Raw genomic sequence first — 23,528 nt, 5'->3', positions numbered from 1 at the left:
GCAAGTTGCGTCTGACGGTTTAAGCATGCGCTTATCGGCGTCTATTGGCCCTAGTGGATTTCATTGATGGACGAACGGCATTTTTGTGACTTGCTCGAAAAAATTGCTATTTACCGCGTGCCCATGTCGTTGACAGCAATCTGCTAATTTCTCTGACGGCCATATTAGCGCCTGCTTTTGCAGACGGTAATGCAGCCATGCTGGTTTATGCAACTCGACTGCATATAGCTTTTTCAAACCACGTTTTTTTCAATGATTGGCCGGCCGGTCAACACGCGCGCCCAATCGAGCGAAGATAAATCCAGCGTGATGTATTTTCCATGCAAGATAAGTTCGCTCAAGCCCCGTCCCGTTGCGGGTCCTTGTTGCAAGCCGTGTCCGCTGAACCCATTGGCAAAAAGGCAATTCTCGATGTGCGGGTGGGCCCCAATGATCGCATTCTGGTCAAACACGTTGTATTCATAATACCCAGACCAGCATCGTTCCACGCGCAGCGCTTCGAATCCCGGAACGCGATGCGCAAGCGTCGGCCAAATGACATCGTCAAAAAGCGCGTGATCGACTTCATCGAGCGGCAGGTCGTCCGGATCGTTGTCCGCCGAAGGCGATGTGCCGCAGATAAACGTGCGTCCCTCAGGGCGAAAGTAGACGCCACTTGGATCAATCAACAATGGGCAGTCTTCGAGCACCGCTGGCGACGATACGTTGAAAATGCTGCGCCGCCGCGCGTGCACCGGAATATCGATGTCGAGCATTGCCGCAATCCGGCGCGACCAAGCGCCCGCCGCGTTGACGACGACATCGCATGCGAACGCTTCGCCGTTCGAGGCAAGCACGCGCTTCGCCTGGCCGCCTTGGCATTCAATATCCGTCACTTCGGCGGCCACGTAACGCGCGCCCAGCGCCTGCGCCTTGCGTCGTAGCGCCTGGACGAGACCATAGCCGTCGAACCAGCCTTCGCCGGTCTCGCCGAACGCACCCGCCGCAAGGTCTTTTGTATTCAACCAAGGGAAGCGCGCGCGCAGGGAAGCGGGATCGAGCAAGGTGATATCCGCGCCGAGTTCGCGTTGCAGCGCATGGTTCTCTTGCAGCGTGGACAGGCCCAGCGGCGTCGCTAGAAAGAGATAGCCGCCTTCGTGCAGATCGACCGAAGGCCGTTCGCCGTTCACTTCGAGCCGCTCGCCAATCGACCGTAAGAACTCGATACCGAACAACGACATACGCACGGAAAGCGGCGTCGAGAATTGCTGTCTGATCGACGCCGCAGACAACGCCGACGACGAGCGCGCGTAAGTCGGATCGCGCTCGATCACCGTGACTTGCACGCCTGGATCCATCAAGCGAAGAAAGTACGCGGTCGAACTGCCGATCACGCCGCCGCCAACGATCACAACCTTGGACACCACGCCGCCTCCGTTTAAGGACTAGCCGAGATTGAAGTCGATGCCCTGTGCAAGCGGCAATTCCGACGAATAGTTGATCGTGTTGGTCGCGCGCCGCATGTAGGCCTTCCACGCGTCCGAGCCGGATTCGCGTCCGCCGCCGGTTTCCTTTTCGCCGCCGAACGCGCCGCCGATCTCCGCGCCACTCGGCCCGATGTTGATATTGGCGATGCCGCAATCGCTGCCCGATGCCGACAGAAAGCGCTCCGCCTCGCGCAGATCCGTCGTGAAGGCGCATGAGGACAAGCCGTGCGCGGCGGCGTTGTTCGCGGCGATGGCGTCATCGAAATCGGTGTAGCGCATCACGTAGAGAATGGGCGCGAAGGTTTCCTTCAGCACGACTTCGCTTTGTGCGGGCATTTCGACGAGCGCGGGACGCACGTAATAGCCATTCTCGTTACCCGTCACGCTCACGCGTTCGCCGCCGAACACCTTGCCGCCCTCGCCCTTCGCCTGTTCCAGGGCGTCCTGCATGCGCGCGAAAGCCTGCACGTCGATGAGCGGTCCCATCAACACGCCGTCGTTCAACGGATTGCCGACCGGGACTTTTGCATACAAATCCTTGAGGCGAGCGACGGTTTCGTCATAGATGCTCTCATGGACGAAAAGACGCCGCAGCGACGTGCAGCGCTGCCCCGCCGTGCCGACCGCCGAAAACAGAATGCCGCGCAGCGCGAGGTCACGATTGGCCGTCTGCGAAACGATGCCGGCATTGTTGCCGCCGAGTTCGAGAATGGAGCGCCCGAAACGGCGCGCCACTTCCACGCCCACCGCGCGGCCCATTTCCGTGCTGCCGGTCGCGCTGACGATATCGGAGCGTTTGTCCGCGACGAGCTTCGCGCCCACTTCACGGTCGCCGATCAGAACCGATGCCAGGCCGGCCGGCGCGGTGCCGAACTCGTCGAGTACATCGCGCATGATGCGATCGACGGCGAGCGCGGTAAGCGGCGTCTTTTCCGACGGCTTCCACACGACCGCATTGCCGCACACGAGCGCAAGCGCCGCGTTCCACGACCACACCGCGACCGGAAAATTGAATGCAGAAATGATCGTGCAGACGCCGAACGGATGCCACGTTTCCGCCATTCGATGACTGGGCCGCTCGGAGGCGATCGTCAGGCCATACAGTTGCCGCGACAGGCCGACGGCGAAGTCGCAAATGTCGATCATTTCCTGCACTTCGCCCAGGCCCTCTTGCAGGATCTTGCCCGCCTCAAGCGCGACGAGCCGGCCGAGCGCAGCCTTCTTTTCGCGCAGGCGATTGCCGAGCAAACGCACCAGTTCGCCACGTCGCGGCGCCGGAACGTTGCGCCATACGGCAAATGCGCTGCGGGCTTGCGCAAGCGCGGTATCGACATCGGCGGAAGTATGGCGTTTCACGCGTCCGATGATTTCGCCGCTGATGGGCGAAGTGACAGTCATGTCGCCCTCGTTCGCGATGCCTGCGATACCGAGGTCGGAGAGAATGGTCTTGGCGTCCACAGTGAATTCCTTTTGCATGCAAGATTAGCCTCGCTGTTTCCGATGCGAAACAACGGTCAAGTTCGGAAACTATACGCCCAGCGTCGCATGCTCACAACGCTGTCAATATTGGGGTTCTCACCAGTCTCGGTTTGCATACCGAATGCAAACGCCCGAAAAGTCGATGGTATTATCGGAAACAAACCACCTTCGACCTCTCATGTCTACTTTGCCCGCCAAAAATTCGACTGAGCAATCCGCAGCCGATCTCGGACGACGGGTAAAGCACGCTCGCAGCGCTCAGAATCTCACGCTGGAAACCGCGAGTCGGCTATGCGGCGTGTCGCGCTCGGCGTTGTCGAAGATCGAGAACGGCTTGATGTCGCCGACTTTCGATGTCTTGCAGAAGATAGTACGCGGCCTGCAGATCGATCTCGCGGAACTGTTCGGCAGCGCGCCCGCTGCCAGCGCAAGCGGCCGGCGCGCACTCACGCGACGCGACGAAGGGCAAAGGCACGCGTATCGCGGTTATCAGATGGAATTGCTGGCGACTGAACTCGCGCACAAGGCGATGCTGCCGTTTCGCATCCGCATCTCGGCGCATACACTGGATGCCTTCGACGACTGGGGCCGTCACGAAGGCGAAGAGTTTTTGTACGTGATCAGCGGTAGCGTATGCCTCTACTCGGAACTCTATGCGCCGACGCATCTGAATGCGGGCGACAGCATCTATTTCGACAGCCGCACGGGCCACGCGGCGATATCGACCAGCGCGGAAGATGCCGAAGTTCTGTGGATGGCAACCGGTGCCGCCGACGTTCAATGAACGATGACGCGGTTCAAGCGGGCCGCAGAGCGAGCCGCATCGGCATGCGATTTGGCACCACCGTGAAGCTGCAGACTTCGTGAATATCGGCGGCATCCTGAGCCAGGCGCGCCGTGAAATTCGCCGTGAGCATCGAAATGACGAGCCGCATTTCGACCGCTGCCAGATGCCGTCCCGGACACACGCGCGGCCCCGCGCCGAATTGCAGATAAGCGCGTGGATCGTGCGTCCCCTGAATTGCGTGCTCCCCCGCCTGCAGCCGATGCTCGCGCAGCCAGCGATCCGGATCGTAGCGCGCGGGATCGCTGAAGTGGCTTTCGTCGAGCATCGCGGGACGATTTAGAAAAAAGAGCTTGGTGCCCGCGGGTAGCCGCACGCCCTGCAACTCGACTTCCGCAAGCGGTTCCAGCGACAAATACGGCGCCACCGGATGCAGTCGGCTCGCCTCCGTGCAGACGGCCTCGCATAGATCGAGTTCGCGCATTGCCTGATAACTCGGACAAACGCGCGCGTCGCCGAACGTGCATTTTGCATGCGTCGCGATGCGCGTCTGCAAGGCTTCATCGCCGCCGAGGAACAGGAGTCCCCATGCGAGCGATGCCACCGTCGTGTCTTCGCCCGCGACGAGCATCGTCATGACGTTGGCGGCGACTTCGTCATCGGTGAGGCCGGACTCGGGCGCGTCACGCAGCGCGAGCATCGCTTCGAGCAAATTGCGCGGCTCGAGTGCAGATGCCTCGTCACGCATGCGTTCGCGCGATCTCGACATCAAGCCACGCACATAGCGATGCACTTCGGCCATTGCACGATCGAATCGGCGGTCGCGCGGCAGCCGCATATAGCGCCAGTAGGGAAACGGCGTGGAGAGGCGCGTCATGATCATCGGCAGAAGCTGCGAGAGATGCTCCTGGATGACGCCGCGTTCTTTTTCCAGCGTGTTCGGGTCTTCGCCGAATGCGAGCGCGCTCGTGACATCGACGGTATAGCGTTTCAAATCGTCGTTCATCTCGACGATACGTCCCTCGCGCGCGGCCGACTCCCAGCGCCGCCGCAAACGCTCGGTGATCGCGGCTAGCGTCGGATAAAACGCCTTGATATGCGGCACGGACAGCGCCTGCATCACGAGCCGACGCTGCGGCGCCCACGCTTCGCCTTCGATGGAAAAGAGACCGTTACAGCCGACTTCATCGAACAAGGTTTCGAGCGGACCGTAACGCCGATAACGATGCGGACGTTCACGCAAAACCGCTTGCGATAGCTCGAAATCCGACCACACGACAATAGGCACGCGGCCGAGCTTGAAGCGATACGGCGTGCCCAGTTCCTTCGCCCATCGCTCGAGCGTCAGATGATGAGTCGACGGCGGCAATTGAAAGAGATTGCCCGCGAGCGGCAAGCCGCGCGGCGAAGGCAAGTCGTCGATTTCGCGCAAAGACGCTGTGACGGACGCGGCATTCATGATCGGCCTCGCAAGCGCTGATGTGCACAGCATAGTGCAAGCGCGACGCGCGCGACGGCCGTTACGCTTATTGAACGAGAGCGCTTTTTGCCCGCTTCTTGCCAGCAGGCGCCGGCGTCTCGGCAACGACCGGAGCTTGAGTCGACGGCCGCTTGAAATAAGGCGAGCTCAAGGTTGCCGCGCTCATATCGGATGCCGCTTCGAGCAGCGCGGGCGCGAGCTCTTTCAGACGCGTTTCCGGCAAACGGCTCGTCGGACCCGCGAGACTGACGACACCCACGACCACGCCCGTCATAGGATGATGAATCGGCGCGGCCATCGACGTCATGCCGGCTTCGTAGGTTTCGCTTGCGATGCCGTAACCGCGTTCGCGCGCCGCGCGCAAGTCGGTCAGGAACTGCTGAATCGTCTTCGGCGCCTTCGGACCGCCTTGTCCGGGCTTGCCGAGTCCGCCTTGCTTCGACACGAGTTCGAGCGCTTCCTCATCGGTCAGCGACGACAGCCACGCCTGTCCGCTTGCCGTGCAATGCAAGGGCGGCTGGCTGCCCATGTCCGGGTCGTAGCGCAGCCCGGACTTCGCGCCCTGCGCCTTGCCGACGAAGGTGATGTGATCGTCCTCCACCACGCCAAGCCGCGCCAGTTCGCCCGACGCCGCCGCGAGGCGGTCGAGCACCGGTTGCGACACATCGAGCACGCCGCCCGTCGAAAGATAGATCAGCGCAAGCGACACGAGCTTCAGCGCGAGCATGTACTCGCCGTGATCCTCGTCCTGGCGCACGTAGCCTTCGTCGATCAACATCGCGAGCAGACGATGCGTGCCGCTGCGGGGAATGCTCAAGGTATCCGCGATGGCGGCAAGCGGCATGCGTCCGCCGTTCTTCGCCAGCAGTTCGATGATGGACAACGCGCGCTCAAGATTTCCTGCCATGTTTCGTTACCTCGAAGTTCCGATTCGGAATTTGAACATGATTCCACCTCGGAATTCAACCGCCATCGTTCAATGCCCGGCATAAACCTCGTCAAGCAAGGCAAGCGTCGCTTCGCGCATGCGCTTCGCGCGCTCGAGCGCGCTGGCGGTCTTGGCCCACTGTTGCGTCGGTATTTCGAGTGAAAGCGGCAAGTCTCCCGGCAGTGCATGCAAAATGCCAGACAAGTCGATACCGCCTTCACCCGGAATCATCCGCTCGCAGCGCGCCTGGAAAAGTAGTGTTTCGAGGTCGGTCGGGCGCTCGGCGGGCGCGTCGCAGAACTGCACATAGCCGAAATACTCGCGCGGCAACTCACTCAGCGTCTGGGTCGACGACCCCGCGCGGTCGAAGTGAAGCGGATCGATGATCAGCCCCGTGTTGTTGCGTTCCGCCGCCTTCACGATGCGCGCGGCTTGCACGATGTCCTTAGCGTCGGTCCACGGCATCGGTTCGAGCGATGGCGAGAGGCCATACGGACGCGCCAGATCGCACAACTGCGCGAGACGCTCGGCGGTGCGCGACTCGTCGGGATCGTTGCCCGCGACGAGCACATAGCGCGCGCCAAGTTCGGCGGCGGTCGCAAGCATCGGCTCGTATGCGGTCACATCGGTGTCGGGTTTGAGGCGGAGAATTTCCGTGTCGAGCACGCCAATGCCGGTGTCCTTCAACGCCGCGAGCGTCTCGCGCACGAGCGGTGTATCGCCGATGATGTCGTGCCGCACTTCGGTATCGGTCGCCGGAAGAAGGCGCAGGCCGACATAGTCATAGCCGGCGTTCGCCGCGCATTCGACCATCTGCGGCGGCGTCAATTCGAGCACGGTCAAAGCTGAGAGCGAAAGTTTTCGTGTGGACATATGGTTTTCCTTAGCGCAGTGGCGAGAACGGTGCGGGCACATAGATGGTCGATTCCATCGTCGTCAGATGCGCGGGTCCGCCCTTCGGCGGCCATACGCCATCCTTCACCGATTCCGCGCGAATACGCGAGCGTTCATCCACGCTCTTGTACGGCCAGATGTTCAGAAAACGCGGCACGGTGCCATCGAGCGCGTACATTGCACCGATCAACGGCGAACGCTTCGTGCGTTCGGGCAAGGCGTTCTGCCACGCGTCGATGGTGTGCTGCAGGCTCGCGAGCTTCGTGCCGTAGACGCGCATTTCATAGATGCCGTTGTGTTCGGCAGGCTCGATCGGCGGCAGGAATGGAAAGAGCGCATAGCTGTTTATTTCGACATCCGTAATGAATTCGCCGCAGCCGAACGGATTGCCTTCGAGCAGAAGGCGCCTGCGTTCATCGATCAGTGCCCCTTCCGATGCGTAGCCGCGCAAGACCATCACCTTGCCCAAGGCACCGATATCGGAATACCAGCATCCGAGCAAGCGCGCGCCTGCTTGCTCGCCGCTCGACTTGATGTTTTCGAAGACCTGCGCGTTCGTGCCAATCTTCACGGTGAGTGTGACTGTGTCGTACAGGGTCATTGAAATGTCCTTGCCTGATTGAATTGAGAGAGAGTGGTCATGGTTTCGATGCGATGCGCTTCGCGTTCACTGCTGTCATCGCTTTGATCTGCAAGTGCGTGGCCCGCGAGATAACCGAAGGTCATCGCCGGACCGAGCGTGATGCCGCCTGCGGGATAGTGGCCGCCCATCATGCTCGCGGCATCGTTGCCAACTGCGTAGAGGCCGGCAATCGGCATGTGCGCTTCGTCCAGCACGCGGGCGCTCGAATCGGTAGCGAGGCCGGCGAATGTACCGAGGCTGCCGGGCAGCACTTTCACTGCGTGATACGGGCCATCGGCAATAGGTGCAACGCATGGATTCGGCTTATGCGATGCATCGCCCTGCATGCGGTTGTAGGGTGTCGAGCCTCGATGAAATTGCGGATCGAAGCCGTCGCGAGCGTAGTGGTTATACGCCGCGATGGTTTCGATGAAACCAGTTGTCTCGATGCCGCAAACTCGCGCGAGCGCTTCGAGCGTGGGCGCGCTTTTCAGATAGCCCGAGCGTTCGTGCGCGCGCAACGGGAATGGAAACGGCTTCGCGGCACCAAGGCCATAGCGTCGCAGAAAACGATGATCGCAGACGAGCCACGCGCACACTTCATCGCCTGCGGGTGTGATGTCCATCAACGCGGACATGAAGTCGTAGTACGACGACGCCTCGTTCACAAAGCGCCTCCCCGCACGCGTCACCGCGATCAGACCAGGCTTGCCGCGTTCGATCAGATGCGCGAACGCGACATGCGGACCATCGCGCTTCGAAACGAGCGAAACGGGCGCCCAAGCCGCGGGGTTTTCGAGCGCTGCATTGAAGTGTGCGCCTGCGGCCTCGCCCATGCGAATGCCGTCGCCGGTGTTGGAACGCGGCGCCGCGGACCAATGTTCGCGGCCCGTCGGCGTATAAGCGAACGTAGCCGCGCGACGTGCTTCATCGTGCGGATAACCACCGCACGCGAGCACCACGCCGCGTCGCGCATGGACCTCATGCTTTACGCCTTCGATCTCGACATGAGCGCCGATCACACGATAGCCATCGCGCAAGAGACCGACCGCTTTAGCGCGCGTGCGCAGATCGACGCCACGATCCGCCGCCGACTTCAAGAGTCTTGCAATGAGCGCATTGCCGTTCAATAGATGCATCGATCTGCCGTAGCGAAGCTTGTCGTGCGCGAACTTGGCGAAGCGTTTGGTGACATGCCACGCGGAGCGCACCGAGCGCGTGGCGTTCAGAAAGTGCGTGAGCTCTTGTCCAGGAGAAATCGCCATGCCGTTGATCGTCGTATCGAGAAGCGGTGGCCGCAGCTTGTCGATGAGCGCCCCGAGTTCGCGACCATCGAAAGGCATGGCGCACACGGAGCGGCCACCCGTTCCCGCGCCTTGCGAGGTATGAAAGTCCGGAATGCGGTTGCCATCGATGAAACGCATCGACGTATTTGTCTCGAAGAACTCGACCATGCGCGGACCGTGTTCGATGAGCGCGTCGACTTTAGCCGCGTCGTATTGCGCGCCGAGTTCGGCCTTCAGATACGTTCGCGGCGCGTCTGCTTCCTCGATCATTCCTGCGCGCGTCGCAAGCGGACTGCGCGGAACCCACATCCAGCCGCCCGACCACGCGGTCGTGCCGCCGAAGACGTCTTCCTTCTCGCAGACCAAAACGGAGAGTCCGCGCGTGGCCGCTGTCACGGCCGTCGATAGTCCGCCCGCACCGGAACCGAGCACGAGGACATCGCATTCCAGTACTGGGTCAGGCTTCATCGCTAGGCCTGGGTTGATGTCTATTGCTTGCCGGCGCACGCGGCGAAGAGTCCTCGTGCAGCAAACGCATGCTGTCTGGTGACGTTCGATGTCGCGTAGACAGCCGAGAGACAAGCTCGCGCATACGGCCGCTTGTATTCGATCTAACCAGCGTCTCCATCATTTTTGTCTCGCTCCTTCCGATTCGGATCGCAGTTATACGCGACTCGAAGCTGCCTTTTAGATGTAGAACTGCCTTTGATATTGGAATCCTATTCCATTTTCGGATCGCGCGCAAAGACCTTTTTAGATTGCTCGGCGTGAGTGATGAAGCCGCTTGGCATTGCGGCCGTCATGGGGCACGATGCGCTCTTCCCGCGACCCGGTATAACGCATGCAAGATTCAACTCCGCGACCTCCCGTGCCGCCGCGTTTCCTGAAAGGCATCTTGCCGATCGACCGGCTCGCTGCGGGACGCGACATCCTTGCGGGGCTCTCGCTCGCATCGATGGATATCCCGCAAGTCTTGGGCTATGCGCGCATTGCCGGCATGCCTGCGGTTACAGGTTTGTATACCGCATTCATTCCGCTCGCCGCGTTCGCGTTGTTCGGGGCATCGCGCCATCTCGTGGTGGCCGCGGATTCCGCCACCGCCACGATTTTCGCGAGCCGCGTATCGACCATCGCGCCGATGGCGAGCGCCGAATATGTCGAACTGGCAAGCATGGTCGCGCTGCTGACTGCCGCGTTGTTGCTGCTCGCACGGCTCTTCAGGCTCGGCTTTCTCGCCGATTTCCTTTCGCGCACGGTGCTGGCCGGTTTCCTGGCGGGCGTCGGCATACAGGTGTCGATCGCCATGCTCGGCGATATCCTCGGCATGACCGTGCCGGTGCCGTCGTCGCGCAGCCTTGCGCAGCTTTGGTATGTTGTCGACCATATCGTCGAAGCGAACTTGCCGACGCTCGCTCTCTCGTTACTCGTGATCGTCGCGATACTTGGCTTCAGACGTATCTGGCCGCGCGTGCCGATACCGCTCGTCGCGGTCATCGGCAGCATCCTCGCGAGCAAGACGTTTGGGTTCGCGGCCCACGGCATCGCGGTACTGGGCCCGGTCGCAGGCGGATTGCCGCCGCTGCGCGTGCCGCACGTCACGTGGCAGCAGTTTCTCGATCTCGTGCCCGTGGCGGCGTCGTGCTTCGTGATGATCGTGGCGCAAAGCGCGGCCGCGGCGCGTGTCTTCGCACAGCAGCACCACGAATCCGCCGATACCAACGGCGACTTGCTCGGCCTCGCCGCCGCGAATGCGGCTGCCGCGTTCAGCGGCGCCTTCGTGGTCAACGGCAGCCCGACGCAGACAGCGATGGCCGATCGCGCCGGCGCACGCAGCCAGATCGCGCAACTCACCTTCGCGGCGGTGGTGGTCGTCGTCTTGATGTTTTTGAGCGGCTTTTTGCAGTACCTGCCGCATTGCGTGCTTGCCGCGATTGTCTTCACCATCGCCGTCGGGCTCGTCAATGTGCAAAGCCTGCAGGCCATTCGGCGCGAGAGTCCGGGAGAGTTCACGCTGGCGCTGATCACGGCGGCGGCGGTCGTTCTGATCGGGGTCGAGCATGGCATCTTGCTTGCCGTGGCGTTGTCGCTGATGCGGCATGTGCGGCACAGCTATCGTCCGCATACGATGGTACTCGCGCCCGTCGCGCCGGACCGCCGGTGGCAGTTCGTACCGACGCGTCCCGGCGTCGTCACCGCGCCTGGCTTGATCGTGTATCGGTTCGGCGCCGATCTGTTTTATGCGAACGATCATCTCTTCGCGGCGGAAGTGAAGCAGTTGATCGATGCGGCGCCTCTTAAACTACGTCATTTTGTCGTCGATGCCGGCGCGATCACCGATCCGGACTACTCGGCCGCGCGCACGTTGAGCGATCTAGTCGCGAGCGTGCGGCATCGCGATATCGCGATGATCTTTGGACGAGTGAATCCGTTTCTTCGGCTCGACATGGATCGGCATGGACTAACGGAAGTGATCGGCAAGTCCAATGTATTCGCGACGCTGCATGAGGCGCTTGCGGCTGCGGGGGTGAGTGCCGAGGCGCATGAAGCGGGGGCGCTTTGAGGTGCGGCGCGTTCGGCACGTAGGGCTCGGAGTTCGGCATTCGGCTTCGGCTTCGGCTTCGGCATCTGGCTTCGGCATCTGGCTTCGACTGCGACTGCGGCTGCGGCTGCGGCTGCGGCGTTCGGCGTTCGGCGTTCGGCGTTCGGCGTTTGGCGTTCGGCGTTTGGCGTTTGGCGTTTGGCGTTCGGCGTTCGGCTTCGGCACGTTCACACTCGTTTTGCATTGGATTTTGTATTTTAGATACCCACAAGTTGCGTACTGCATGCACTTCGCTTACGCTGGCGCTGAAGGCCGTGAGGCACTTCCTCCGACCACTCACTCTGCGTATTTCAAGTAAGCCGAAATCAAAGACCGTTAGTTGCCAATGCATACCGAAGATTGAATCCCATTCCAATTTAGACTACAGTTCATCAACGCTTTTGAGCTAAGACACCCATCCGCGCAACGTCCCCCGACCGAAGCGCACAAAGGAGACATTCAAAGCATGGCGCAGGACACATCCTTCTCCGCATTGCTCGATGCGGGCTTAAGCGGCGCAACTCGCCTCTACTTCATCGTCGGCGATCCCATTGCGCAAGTACGTTCGCCCTCCGGCGTGACCGCCGCCTTGCGCAAGGCAGGACACGATGCAATCGTGATCCCGGCTCACGTCGCACCTGCCGACCTCGCCGCTTTCTTCGCCGGCGTCACGCCGATGCAAAACGTCGATGGCGTCATCATCACCGTGCCGCACAAGTTCAGCGCCGCTGGCTTTTGCGCGTCGCTCGCGGAAGAATCCGCGTTCCTCGGAGCGGCCAACATGCTAAGACGCAACGCGGACGGCTCCTGGCACGGCGGCATGTCCGACGGCGCCGCGATGGTCGCGGCCCTCGGCGATGCAGGCTGCGATCCGCAAGGAAAACGCGCGCTTCTAATCGGCGCGGGCGGAGCGGGATCGGCAATCGGTCATGCGTTGGTTAATGCGGGCGTCGCATCGCTCGCTGTCCGCGATTTCGATGCCGCGCGCACCAAAGCCCTCGCCTCGCGTCTGGCGAGTCTGGGTCGCGGCGCCGTGAGCGTCGATAGCGACTCGGGCGCGGAGAACTTCGACATCGTCGTGAATGCCTCGCCTGCCGGAATGCGCGAAGGCGATCCGCTGCCGATCGATGTATCGAAGCTCGATGCAAAGACTTTCGTCGGCGATGTCGTCACGAAGCCACCGCTTACGCCGTTCATCGAAGCGGCGCGCGCGCAAGGTTGCCGCACCGTCACCGGCACGCAAATGTTCGGGCGCGTGTGCGACAAAATCGTGGACTATCTGTTGAAGCGCTGAGGCCGCGCCAGCCGAATAAAGGCTTCCGGTTTTAATTCCATGATCCTTGCTGCACTTTGATGGCCGCGCATTCGCTTCCTTCCGAAGCGCGTGCCGATCTCATCAGCCTCTTCGTAGCAGCCCGGAGCGCACCGCGAGAGTCGCTACGGCATGAAGACGCACGACGGCGCCAAGCGCGATATCGACAGCGCGCTTGAACCGCAAGACGGTCAGTGCGTGACCACCATCCATTCCGCCCAGCGCGGCTATGCGCGGCCCATGCCTGCCACGAGTGCTCATGAGCGGCAACGGCGGGTCAACTCATTTGCCCGCCTTCCTTTGATGCATGCGGACGCGTTGCGCCAGTTCATCGGCAACGCGTTCCACCACGGGCCGCCAGTCGCCCGCCACATGCTGACGCAGCAGTTGCACCGAGTCGTACCACGGCTGCGTCTCGCTGGTTCCCCAACACCAGTGCGATGCAAGATCGATCATCGCCAGCACCGGCCGCCCAAGCGCGCCACCGAGATGCAAGGGCGAACTATCGATAGTCACCAATACGTCCAGCGCCGTGAGCAATGCAGCGGAGTCATGAAAATTGTCTCGATAGCGCTGCGCAACCTCGACGACACACGCACCTGCCGCGCGCATCTTTGCGATATCGCCATCGCGGCTGGGAGCAACCGGATAAAACGTCACGTTCGACAGACGCCACAGCGGCGCGAGCGCATCGACGGGAATGCTGCGTTGACCATCGCGCCGATGCGTCGGACTGCCCGCCCAGACGATGCCGACACGCAAGTTATCGGCGCCTTCTTCTTCGAGCAAGCAGCGCCACGCCGCAACGCGTTCCGCATCGGCATGCAGATACGCGCGGCCCTCGATTTCCGCCGGCATCAAGCCTAGCCAGAACGGCATGCTCATCATGGGTATGGAGTAATCGCAGCCGCGGAATGCATGTTCCGCGACCAGCACGCAATCAGGCACGACACGCTCGATGAGCGAGTGAAGGACATGGCGCACAGCCAGCATCGGCTCGCCGCCGTGCGCGCGCACCAACTCTGCGAATCGCGGATATAGACGCACGAACTGAATATCGTCGCCATGACCGATCTCGCTATACACAACCACGCGCCTTCCCGCGAGCGATTCACCGCGCCAGCGCGGCGCTTCACGTTCCACGCGGGTGACGACGCTCTTGTCGCCATGATGCGGGTTAGTCAAACGATGTTCGAAGCGCGTCCAGCCGTCACGCCACGCGCCGCGACGCAATTCGAGATCGGCTAGATCGATCGGGAGATGCGGCGCATTCGGACTCTGCACAATAGCCTGGCGGTAAAGCGCTTCCGCTTCCTCATAACGCGCCTCTTCGTTCAGATACATCGCGATCGCGCCCGTGACGAGACCGTTGTCCGGATGCAGCCTTGCGGCATCGCGCATGACCGCTTCGGCCTTTATGCAGTCATGCCGCATCCAGTGACTATGACTGAGTTGCCAGGACAGTTCGACATCGCCAGGAAAGCACTGCAGCGCGTTTTCACAAAAGTGCTCGAGCAACGCCCAATCGCCGGAATCACGTATTTCCAAAGCGTGCTTGAGTGCGTGGTTCGCGTCGGGATACTGCTTGAAATCGAATGAATCAACGAGCAGACAAGGCATGAATGAAGCGAGGAAACGAAGCGGATTATCAGTGTAGCCAACGCATGGCGTTGCGCGTGTTCAGAAACGCAAAGATATGTTTGAAAGCGCAACGATGATGCACATCGTTCCGAAGCGCTTACTCAAGCAATGAACCCTGCGACGACGAGGTTTCAGCCTGAACGGAATCACGGCGACCATGAAATGGTGTGCTTCCGATTCGAGGTTGAGCGCCGCCCGGGCGTTTGCCATACTCCTCAATGTTGTCTCCTCACGCGTTCACCCTAACGGGATTTCAACTGGACGCGCTCTCGCCGCCTACCCCGGGCGGCATTTTTTTATCCGTCTGTCTTGCTAACTAATCGACGGATTTTCCTCAGACACTTCAAGCGCTTTTCTATCAGCGCTTAGTGACAAAATAACGCCAAAACTAAGCACTCTTCCGCGCTTCGTAGCAGTGCCAATTGACAGCCACTTGCGAAGCATGAAAGCATCGCCGTCGATCTTCCTCAAAGCCACCGGAGACCTTCGCGATGATCTACCACGCATCCATTCCCGCCCGCGATCCACAACACGTCGCCAACGTGCTCGCCGAACTCTGGAACGGTTTCGCCGCGCCGTTTCCATCGTTTCCCGACTCGTGGATGGCCGTCGCCGGCGATGACCGCGGCAGCATCATCGAAGTCTATCCGGGCGATCGCGTCATCACGCCCGGCGGCGGCGCGGAAACCAGCGTGAGTTTTGGCGCGGGCAAGGTCGACCGTCCGCAATACAGCGCGTTTCATATGGCGATTGCCACGCAGATGGACGCGGCGCAAGTGATCGCCATCGGCGAACGCGAAGGCTGGCGCGCGGTGCGCTGCACGCGCGGCCGCAATTTCTTCGACGTGATCGAACTATGGATCGAAAACTCGACGATGCTCGAATTCCTCACGCCCGACATGCAGGCGCAGTACCTCGCATTCGCCACGCCGGAGAACTTCAAGGCAATGGCCGCAGCCGCCGCGACCGCGTGATTGACGACCAAACGCGAACGGCCGCGCGCATCATTCCTGCAACGCGGTCCACATTTCCTTGTCGCGCTCGGCGGTCCAGATACGCGGATGCGTGATGCCGCTCGCTTCGTCGAAGGCGCGCGAGACATCGAAAGGCAGGCAATGCTCGTAGATGAAGACGTGGCCGAACTTCGGGTCCATCGACTTGCGTGCGAGCGCCATCGCGCCCTTGAGGTCGAGTCGTTGCGCAACGGCTTCGCGCCCGGCGGCAAGCAGTATCGTGACGAAGTCCTTCGTGTAGTCGAGACCCTTGTGCACATCTTGAGGCGTGAGCAACGCGGGGCCACGGCCCGGCACGAGCTTCCGCGCATTCAGCGCGCGCAAGGCTTCGAGCGTCGTGGGCCATTGCGCGAGCTGGGCATCGCCGCAATAACACGCGGCGTCGTATTCGACCAGATCGCCCGAAAACAGCACGTCCTGCGATGGCAGCCATACGACCGTATCGCCCTTCGTGTGACCCGCGCCGAGATGCGCGATGCGCACTTCGAGCTTGCCTAGCCAGAGCGTGATCTCGCGATCGAACACGAGCGTGGGCCATGTCAGGCCCGGCACCGTCTCGACGCCTGCGAAGAGGCGCGGAAAGCGCTCGATCTCCGACTTCATGTCCGCCTCGCCGCGCTCGACGATCATCTCGTACGTGCCACGGCTCGCGATGACCTGCTGCGCGCCTTCCGCGAAATACGCCGATGCACCCAGCACGCGCACCGCGTGATAGTGCGACAGCACGACGTACTTGATCGGCTTGTCGGTGACGCTGCGAATCTTCGCGATGAGATCCTGCGCCATTGCGGGCGTCGCGGTCGTATCGACGATCAGCACGGCGTCGTTGCCGACGATCACGCCCGAGTTCGGATCGCCTTCTGCCGTATAGGCGTAGGCGTTCTCGGAGAGCTGCGTGAAGGTGATCTTCTTCTCTTCCAGGTCCGCCTGGGATGCGAAAGCCTTTGCCATGTCGCGCTTCCATGAGTGAGGGTCGGTGAATCATCGACGCCCATCTGGCGGCTTGTCAAAAGCAACCGCGCGCTCTGTCAGCCAACCAAGGGTAAATACGGGGCGCGTGGCCGGACTATCGCCGCGCCATCTCGGTGCCCGACACGCGAATGGCCGGAAACCAGTCGGTGGGCTTTGCGATCTCGTCCTGCGAGGCGACGATCTCCAGTTCGTAACGCCCTGCATCGTAAGTCGTCTTCACCACCGCGTTGACGGCCGCGAGCGTGTGCTCGAGCGCGTGGCGCAAGGAATCGCCCTGCAAGGTGCGCGCGACGAACACACCGCTCGTCAGATCGCCGACGCCCACTGGCTGACGCGCGAACGGATACAGCGGACGCTGCGCGAACCACGCTTCGTGCGCGTTCACGGCCAGCATGTTGAAGGTATCGGCGCGACTGTTGCGGTCGAGCAGATGCTTGACGAGCAGCGTGCGCGGCCCGCGCGCGATGACTTCGCGGCAGGCATCGACGGCTTCTTCCACCGTCTCGATCGGCCGGCCCGCGAGCTTTTCGAGTTCGAGGTGATTGGGCATCATGGCGTCGGCGACTTCGGGCATGGTCGTCACGAGGAAGTCTTCGATGCCCGGCGCCACCGTGCAGCCGCCCGTCACGCCCATGACAGGATCGCAAAAGAAGAGCGCGCGCGGATTCACCGCCTTCACCATCTTCACGATCTCGACCACCGCGCGGCCTTGCTCGGTCGCGCCGAGAAAGCCCGACAGCACGGCGTTGCAGCGACCGAGCACGCCGATCGCGCCGATACCTTCGATCACGCTCTGAAGCTCGTCGGCGTCGACCACGCTTCCGGTCCAGCGGCCATATTGCGTGTGATTGGAGAACTGCACCGTGTTGAGCGGCCAGACGTTGACGCCGAGACGGCGCATTGGGAAAACCGCCGCGCTATTGCCGGCGTGGCCGAACACCACATGCGACTGGATACTCAGGACGTTGTTCATGTTTTTGATTCCCGGGTGCGGCTTGTTCGGTCAGGAGAATGCCGCATGGCATGCGGCTTCTCTTCGTGCTCGCAAGCGTTTGCGTGTGGATCGCGAAGCTTGCGTAGCCGTATTGTGCCGTGCCTTAACGCACCGCGGCATCGTCCACGCACGATAAATTGCGCAACTGCAACACCCGAGAAGGCCGTCGCACGGGCGTTCGGCACGCTGTTTGCTCGAAAATGCCGCCAGCATTTCCGTGCACTGCGCGCGGCAGTGCGGATCGGTGGAACAAAAAAAGAGCGTCATCGGTACACGAATGCCGACGCGCACCGGATAATGCTTCCACCCTGTTCGTGCGCGCGAACCCATGGACCTACCCCAAGCCAGCGAGCTCGCGCGCCGCCAGCATACGAGGACGAACAAGAGAGCAGCATCAATTCACTAGTCGCAGGTCAAATCAGGAGCTGACATGGAGACGTCGTCAAAGAATCGCACCGATTTGCAAAAGTCGACCCTGGCAATCGTCCTCGCCGGAGGGCGCGGCACTCGTCTCGGACCGCTTACCGACAGGCGCGTCAAACCTGCCGTGCATTTCGGCGGCAAGTACCGCATCGTCGATTTCGCTTTATCGAACTGCCTTAACTCGGGCATCCGCCGTATCGCCGTCGTCACGCAATACAAGGCTCACTCGCTATTGCGCCATCTTCAGCGCGGCTGGGGTTTCCTTCGCGGCGAGTTCAACGAGTTCATCGATATCTGGCCGGCGCAGCAACGCGTCGATTCGAGCTGGTATCGCGGCACGGCCGACGCCGTGTTCCAGAACCTCGACATCATCCGGTCGATTGCGCCGGAGTTCATCATCGTGCTGGCGGGCGATCACATCTACAAGATGGATTACACGCGCATGGTGCTCGACCACGTGGAGAGCGGCGCGGATTGCACGGTCGGCTGCATCGAAGTGCCGCGCATGGACGCGACCGCCTTCGGCGTGATGCATGTCGATGAAAATCGCCGCGTGACGGACTTCCTGGAGAAGCCCGCCGATCCGCCCGCCATGCCCGGCAAGCCCGACGTGGCGCTCGCGAGCATGGGCATCTACGTGTTCAGCGCGAAGTATCTTTATCACCTGCTCGAAGAGAACATCGCCGCGTCGAACACGGATCACGACTTCGGCAAGGACATCATTCCGCGCGTGGTGACGAGCGGCACGGCCATCGCGCATCCGTTCAGCATGTCGTGCGTGACCTCCAGCGCCGATCCCGAAGCGCCCGCTTACTGGCGCGATGTCGGCACCGTGGATGCCTACTGGGCCGCAAACCTCGACCTTGCATCGACCATCCCCGAACTGGATTTGTACGACCGCAAATGGCCGATCTGGACCAATCAGGAACAGTTGCCACCAGGCAAGTTCGTGCGCGATCTCAACGGCCAGCAAGGCGCGATCACCAATCTGCTCGTCTGCGGCGGCTGCGTGATCTCGGGTTCGCAAGTTTCGAAGTCGGTGTTCTCGTCGGCGGTGCGGGTGCACTCGTTCTGTAACATCAATGAGGCAGTCTTGTTGCCTCAGGTGACGATAGGACCGAGTTGCCGATTGCAGCGCGTGGTGATCGATCGCGGTTGCACGGTACCGGAAGGTCTCGTGATCGGCGAAGATCCGGACGACGATGCCGCGCGCTTTTTCCGCACGGAGTCCGGCGTCACGCTCGTCACGCGCGAAGCGTTGCAGCGGCTCGCGGATCGTTGAAGCCACGAAGTAGTCAACTCAACCTACGGGAGCGCCGATGACCGTGTGCGTGCTGCATGTTGCAGCAGAAATGTTTCCGCTGTTGAAAACCGGCGGCCTCGCCGACGTAGTCGGGGCGCTGCCGCCGGCGCAATCGCAACTGGGCACGAACGCGCGCGTGGTGCTACCGGGCTTTCCCGCCGTGCTCGAAGGTCTCACCGGCATCGAGCCCGTCGCGGATCTGGGCGCTGCGTTCGGCGCCGGCAATGTGCGGCTCGAACGCGGTGTGTTGCAGCCGCATGGCGTGATCGTCTACGTCGTGCGGGCCGACCAGTTTTACGACCGTCCGGGCAATCCTTATCTCGATGCCGCGCATCGCCCGTATGCGGACAACGACCGGCGCTTCGCGCTGCTCGGCTGGAGCGCGGCACGTATCGCTGGCGGCGCCGATCCCGCTTGGCAGCCGCAGATCGTGCACGCGCACGACTGGCATGCGGGCCTCGCGCCCGCCTACATGCGCGCGTTCGAGCGTGAAGGCGCGCCGCGCGTCGCCACGGTGATGACGGTGCACAACCTTGCGTATCAGGGCGTCTTTCCCGCGTCCGAGTTCGGCGCGCTGCAATTGCCGGGCGACTTTTTCGCGGTCGATGGCGTCGAGTTCTATAGTCATGTCTCGTTTCTGAAGGCCGGGCTTTACTACGCGGACCGCATCACCACGGTGAGTCCGACTTACGCCCGCGAGATCCAGACGCAAGCCCACGGCGCGGGTCTGCATGGCCTGTTGCAGTCGCGTACTCACGACATCACCGGCATTCTGAACGGCGTCGATTATTCGATCTGGAGCCCTGCCGTCGATGACTCCATCGCGTCGCGCTACACGGCCGCGAAGCCATCGGCGAAAAGCAAATGCAAAGCCGCCTTGCAGGAGCGCATGGGCCTCACGCGCGATGACGACGCCCTGCTCTTCGGCGTCGTCAGCCGCCTGACCGAGCAGAAGGGTCTCGACCTGCTGCTTTCCGCCGTGCCGGATATCGTGCAGCGCGGCGGCCAGCTCGTCGTGCTCGGCACGGGCGACCCGGCGCTCGAAACCGGCATGAAGAACGCGGCGCTCGCGCATCCGGGCGCGGTGGCCGTCGAACTGGGTTTCGACGAAACGCTCTCGCATTCGATCATCGCGGGCAGCGATGTCGTCATGGTGCCGTCGCGCTTCGAGCCTTGCGGACTCACGCAGCTTTATGCGCTGTCGTATGGCGCGCCGCCGCTCGTGCATCGCGTGGGCGGGCTCGCGGATACGGTCGTCGATTGCTCGCTGGAAAATCTCGCGGATGAACTCGCGACCGGCTTTACCTTCGATGTCTTCGACCGCGCGGGAATCGTCGGCGCAATCCGGCGCGCGTTCGCGTTGAAAGCGCGTCGCACGGAGTGGAAGACCGTCGTGAAACGCGGAATGACGCAGAACTTCGGCTGGGAGACGGCGGCATTGCGCTACGCGGAGGTCTATCAGGGCTTGCTCGGCGCGTGAACGTGCCGGGCGCGCACCTTGCTTGCCGCCACGTGACGCAAATCACACGGAAACGCTCATGCAACGATCCCTCGAAGGCCAGATCGCGCTCGTCACGGGCGCGAGTTCCGGCATCGGCGCGGGTGTCGCCCAGTCGCTCGCCGATGCCGGCGCGAAAGTCGCCATCAACTATCACTCGCACGCGGAACCCGCCGAAAAGCTCGCCGCCGAGATTACGGCGAATGGCGGCGATGCCTTCGCCGTCGCCGCCGACGTCTCCGACGAACACGAAACCGACGCCATGTTCGATGCCGTCGTCAAGCGCTATGGCACGGTGGATATCGTCGTGGCGAACTCCGGCCTGCAAAAGGACGCGAGGTTCACCGAACTCACGCTCGACGACTGGCGCCGGGTTATCGACACGAACCTGACCGGGCAATTTCTCACCGCGCAGCGCGCGGTACGCGAGTTTCAGCGGCGCGGGCCGCGGCCGGTGTCGAAGGCGCTCGGCAAGATCATTTGCATGAGTTCGGTTCACGAGATCATTCCGTGGGCAGGGCACGTGAACTACGCATCGTCGAAAGGCGGCATTCAGATGATGATGAAGTCGCTCGCGCAGGAAGTCGCGCCGCTGCGCATCCGCGTCAATTCCATCGCGCCCGGTGCCATCCGCACGCCGATCAACAAGGACGCGTGGGACACGCAGGAAGCGCTCGACCGGCTGCTCACGCTCGTGCCTTATGGGCGCGTCGGCGAAGTGGAAGACATCGGGCGCGCGGCGGTCTGGCTCGCCTCCGACGACAGCGATTACGTCATCGGCACGACGCTCTGCGTCGACGGCGGCATGACGCTTTACCCCGGTTTCGCCGACAACGGATGATCTGTTCGTCCCGACAACAAACGAAGGCCAGCGGGCCGCAACCACATAACCAACGGGACATACGATGAAGACAATCACAGTAGACGTCGCCGTGATCGGGGCGGGCACGGCCGGTCTCGCCGCGTTTCGCGCGGCAAGCGAGGCTGGCGCGAAGGCCGTCGCGATCGAAAGCGGCGAACTGGGAACGACGTGCGCGCGCATCGGCTGCATGCCGTCGAAGCTCTTGCTCGCCGCCGCGAATGGCCTGCACGACGCGCACGCGCTGGCTCCGCGCGGTATCGAAGGCACGCATGCGCTCGATGCCAATTTCGCGCACGTGCTCGACTATGTGCGGCACGAGCGCGATCACTTCGTGAATAGCGTGATCGAGGAAACGAAGCCGTTTCCCGACGGGTCGATCCTGCGCGGCCACGCCCGCTTCGACGGGCCGACGACGCTCGTCGTCAGCGACGAGACGCGCATCGAGGCGAAAACTATCGTGATCGCGACGGGCGCGGCGCCCGTGATTCCCGACGAGTTGAAAGTTTTCGAGGACAAACTCATCACGAGCGACGATCTGTTCGAACTGCACACGTTCCCAAAGCGCATGGCCATCTTCGGCGCGGGACCTATCGCGCTGGAACTCGGACAGGCGCTGTCGCGGCTGGGCGTCGAAATATTCATGTTCGCGAAAGGCGGCGGCGTCGGCGCGATCAGCGACACGCCCGTGCGCGATGCGCTCGCCGCCGCGCTCGCCGACGAGTTCTATCTGGATGCGGATGCGAAGATCGACGAAATGTCGCTTATGGACGGGCAACCGACGCTGCGCTTCAAGACGCCCCAAGGCGACGAGCGCATCGAGCGCTTCGATCTCGTGCTCGCCGCGACCGGACGCGCGCCGAATCTAAAGCCGCTCGACCTCGGCAAAACGGGCATCGAGCTGAACGACAAGGGCGCTCCGCTCTTCGACGAAAACACCATGCAATGCGGCAAGAGCGCGATTTTCATTGCAGGCGATTGCGACGGCACCCGTCCCTGGCTACAGGATGCCGCCGACGAAGGCAAGCTCGCAGGCGACAATGCCGCGCGCTTCCCGGACGTGAAGCCGGTCAAGCGCAAGGTGCCCTTTTCCATCGTGTTCTGCGAGCCGCAGGTGGCGATCGTCGGCGCAGCCTACGACGATCTCGACAAGCAGATGACGGTGACGGGCGAAGTATCGTTCGAGACGCAAGGACGCAGTCGTGTGATGCGGCAGAATCGCGGCCTTCTCCATATCTACGCCGATGCCAAAACCGGCAAGCTGCGCGGCGCGCAAGGCTGCGGCCCGGCGATGGAACATCTCGGGCATTTACTCGCCTGGGCATTGCAACTCGACTTGACGCTGGACGAAACGCTGAAGCTGCCTTTCTATCACCCGGTTGTCGAAGAAGGATTGCGCACCGCGTTAAAAGATGCGAATAGAAAGTGCTATGAAGAACGCTCGGAGACGCCACCGGGATTGCCCAGCGCCGCAGGTTATTGAACGCCTGAAACGAGAAAGGCCGGCTGCAAAAGCAGCCGGCCCCTTTTGACTCAGAGCAAGAACGCGTGATTTAGCTTTGGCTCAAACCATATTGCAGTGCAAGGTCAAATCCGAGGACGACGAGCGAACAGAACAGGCCCAGCGACAAATTCGCAAGGCGATGCCCCACGTCCTTATGCTTCGTCAACACCGCGCCCGCCAGGAAAGCAATTTCAACGATGACCTGCATGGCGAACACGGCGATCATCAACGCGAACTCATAACCCATCGCGTTGAAATTCATGAAATTAAAGCCGTTGACCGCAACGTAAGACCCTACTCGCCAGATTTCGTATGCCAATAATAGCAACGGGAAAAAGTAGCTGGCTACATAAGTCGGCAGCGTGGCGTGCCGCAATTCCATATTTAAGTGTCGTGTTACTTGCATCGCGTACTCCTCGTCTGAGCGCCCGACAGGCCGGGCTAATCGCCTGCATCCAGTAACGCCATTGCAGCCGTGTTTTAACAGTACAA

19 protein-coding genes are annotated in these 23,528 nt (G+C 61.8%); 8 read left to right on the top strand and 11 right to left on the bottom strand.

Features of this window, described 5'->3' with window-relative positions; genetic code table 11:
* Window positions 1-233: 233 nt before the first annotated feature.
* Together NCT04_RS17650 and amaB are read right to left on the bottom strand one after the other, a co-directional pair.
* Window positions 234-1,406 (bottom strand): NAD(P)/FAD-dependent oxidoreductase, encoded by a 1,173-nt coding sequence (locus NCT04_RS17650; protein WP_250466825.1) that lies wholly within the window; start codon window positions 1,404-1,406, stop codon window positions 234-236.
* 18 nt (window positions 1,407-1,424) lie between these two features.
* A complete protein-coding gene (amaB, locus tag NCT04_RS17645) occupies window positions 1,425-2,924 on the bottom strand; it encodes an L-piperidine-6-carboxylate dehydrogenase (protein WP_250467449.1) in 1,500 nt (499 codons plus the stop codon).
* A gap of 199 nt (window positions 2,925-3,123) precedes the next feature.
* Here amaB and NCT04_RS17640 point away from each other — a divergent pair, with 199 nt between their 5' ends.
* Complete coding sequence (locus tag NCT04_RS17640) at window positions 3,124-3,729, top strand: helix-turn-helix domain-containing protein (RefSeq protein ID WP_250466824.1); 606 nt, start codon at window positions 3,124-3,126, stop codon at window positions 3,727-3,729.
* Window positions 3,730-3,742: 13 nt separating this feature from the next.
* Here the strand turns inward: NCT04_RS17640 and NCT04_RS17635 are convergent, their stop codons facing one another.
* From NCT04_RS17635 to NCT04_RS17615, 5 genes are all read right to left on the bottom strand, one after another.
* Complete coding sequence (locus tag NCT04_RS17635; RefSeq protein ID WP_250466822.1) at window positions 3,743-5,188, bottom strand: cytochrome P450; 1,446 nt, start codon at window positions 5,186-5,188, stop codon at window positions 3,743-3,745.
* A 67-nt stretch (window positions 5,189-5,255) separates the two neighbouring features.
* Window positions 5,256-6,116, bottom strand: a complete 861-nt coding sequence (locus tag NCT04_RS17630) for an IclR family transcriptional regulator (protein ID WP_250466821.1) — start codon at window positions 6,114-6,116, stop codon at window positions 5,256-5,258.
* A 69-nt stretch (window positions 6,117-6,185) separates the two neighbouring features.
* Window positions 6,186-7,010 (bottom strand): sugar phosphate isomerase/epimerase family protein, encoded by an 825-nt coding sequence (locus NCT04_RS17625; protein ID WP_250466819.1) that lies wholly within the window; start codon window positions 7,008-7,010, stop codon window positions 6,186-6,188.
* Between the two features lie 10 nt (window positions 7,011-7,020).
* Complete coding sequence (locus NCT04_RS17620) at window positions 7,021-7,632, bottom strand: NIPSNAP family protein (RefSeq protein WP_250466816.1); 612 nt, start codon at window positions 7,630-7,632, stop codon at window positions 7,021-7,023.
* Complete coding sequence (locus tag NCT04_RS17615; RefSeq protein ID WP_250466815.1) at window positions 7,629-9,407, bottom strand: FAD-dependent oxidoreductase; 1,779 nt, start codon at window positions 9,405-9,407, stop codon at window positions 7,629-7,631. Before NCT04_RS17615 ends, NCT04_RS17620 begins: the two co-directional genes overlap by 4 nt.
* A gap of 373 nt (window positions 9,408-9,780) precedes the next feature.
* Here NCT04_RS17615 and NCT04_RS17610 point away from each other — a divergent pair, with 373 nt between their 5' ends.
* Both NCT04_RS17610 and NCT04_RS17605 read left to right on the top strand, forming a co-directional pair.
* A complete protein-coding gene (locus NCT04_RS17610; protein WP_250466813.1) occupies window positions 9,781-11,499 on the top strand; it encodes a SulP family inorganic anion transporter in 1,719 nt (572 codons plus the stop codon).
* Between the two features lie 484 nt (window positions 11,500-11,983).
* The gene (locus tag NCT04_RS17605; protein ID WP_250466811.1) at window positions 11,984-12,811 is read left to right on the top strand and encodes a shikimate dehydrogenase family protein; all 828 of its coding nucleotides are present in this window, start codon (window positions 11,984-11,986) and stop codon (window positions 12,809-12,811) included.
* A gap of 300 nt (window positions 12,812-13,111) precedes the next feature.
* On the opposite strand, the gene NCT04_RS17600 is transcribed toward NCT04_RS17605, so the two are convergent.
* The gene (locus NCT04_RS17600; RefSeq protein ID WP_250466810.1) at window positions 13,112-14,377 is read right to left on the bottom strand and encodes a glycosyltransferase family protein; all 1,266 of its coding nucleotides are present in this window, start codon (window positions 14,375-14,377) and stop codon (window positions 13,112-13,114) included.
* Between the two features lie 584 nt (window positions 14,378-14,961).
* Between NCT04_RS17600 and NCT04_RS17595 the strand changes: the two genes are divergently transcribed.
* The gene (locus tag NCT04_RS17595; protein ID WP_244828372.1) at window positions 14,962-15,444 is read left to right on the top strand and encodes a hypothetical protein; all 483 of its coding nucleotides are present in this window, start codon (window positions 14,962-14,964) and stop codon (window positions 15,442-15,444) included.
* A 30-nt stretch (window positions 15,445-15,474) separates the two neighbouring features.
* Here the strand turns inward: NCT04_RS17595 and NCT04_RS17590 are convergent, their stop codons facing one another.
* Together NCT04_RS17590 and pdxY are read right to left on the bottom strand one after the other, a co-directional pair.
* Window positions 15,475-16,434 carry an MBL fold metallo-hydrolase gene (locus NCT04_RS17590; protein ID WP_250466808.1) on the bottom strand — a complete coding sequence of 320 codons (960 nt, stop codon included), beginning with the start codon at window positions 16,432-16,434 and terminating at the stop codon, window positions 15,475-15,477.
* Window positions 16,435-16,549: 115 nt separating this feature from the next.
* On the bottom strand, window positions 16,550-17,428 hold the full coding sequence (gene pdxY, locus NCT04_RS17585; RefSeq protein WP_244828375.1) for a pyridoxal kinase PdxY: 879 nt from the start codon (window positions 17,426-17,428) through the stop codon (window positions 16,550-16,552).
* A gap of 451 nt (window positions 17,429-17,879) precedes the next feature.
* Here pdxY and glgC point away from each other — a divergent pair, with 451 nt between their 5' ends.
* The 4 genes from glgC (at window position 17,880) to NCT04_RS17565 (ending at window position 23,015) form a co-directional block, all read left to right on the top strand.
* Window positions 17,880-19,154 (top strand): glucose-1-phosphate adenylyltransferase, encoded by a 1,275-nt coding sequence (gene glgC / locus NCT04_RS17580; RefSeq protein ID WP_244828377.1) that lies wholly within the window; start codon window positions 17,880-17,882, stop codon window positions 19,152-19,154.
* A gap of 37 nt (window positions 19,155-19,191) precedes the next feature.
* Window positions 19,192-20,655, top strand: a complete 1,464-nt coding sequence (gene glgA / locus NCT04_RS17575; RefSeq protein ID WP_250466806.1) for a glycogen synthase GlgA — start codon at window positions 19,192-19,194, stop codon at window positions 20,653-20,655.
* A 58-nt stretch (window positions 20,656-20,713) separates the two neighbouring features.
* Window positions 20,714-21,514: an SDR family oxidoreductase gene (locus NCT04_RS17570; protein WP_250466804.1), complete on the top strand. Its 801-nt coding sequence runs from the start codon at window positions 20,714-20,716 to the stop codon at window positions 21,512-21,514.
* Window positions 21,515-21,578: 64 nt separating this feature from the next.
* Complete coding sequence (locus NCT04_RS17565; protein ID WP_250466802.1) at window positions 21,579-23,015, top strand: dihydrolipoyl dehydrogenase; 1,437 nt, start codon at window positions 21,579-21,581, stop codon at window positions 23,013-23,015.
* A 70-nt stretch (window positions 23,016-23,085) separates the two neighbouring features.
* Here the strand turns inward: NCT04_RS17565 and NCT04_RS17560 are convergent, their stop codons facing one another.
* Window positions 23,086-23,442: a hypothetical protein gene (locus NCT04_RS17560; RefSeq protein WP_244828383.1), complete on the bottom strand. Its 357-nt coding sequence runs from the start codon at window positions 23,440-23,442 to the stop codon at window positions 23,086-23,088.
* Window positions 23,443-23,528: the final 86 nt, after the last annotated feature.

Origin of the sequence: Caballeronia sp. GAFFF2, assembly GCF_023631485.1 — a bacterium.
Lineage (GTDB): Bacteria > Pseudomonadota > Gammaproteobacteria > Burkholderiales > Burkholderiaceae > Caballeronia.
Note: the sequence above shows the minus strand (reverse complement) of the source record. Positions and strands in the feature narration are given on the sequence as shown.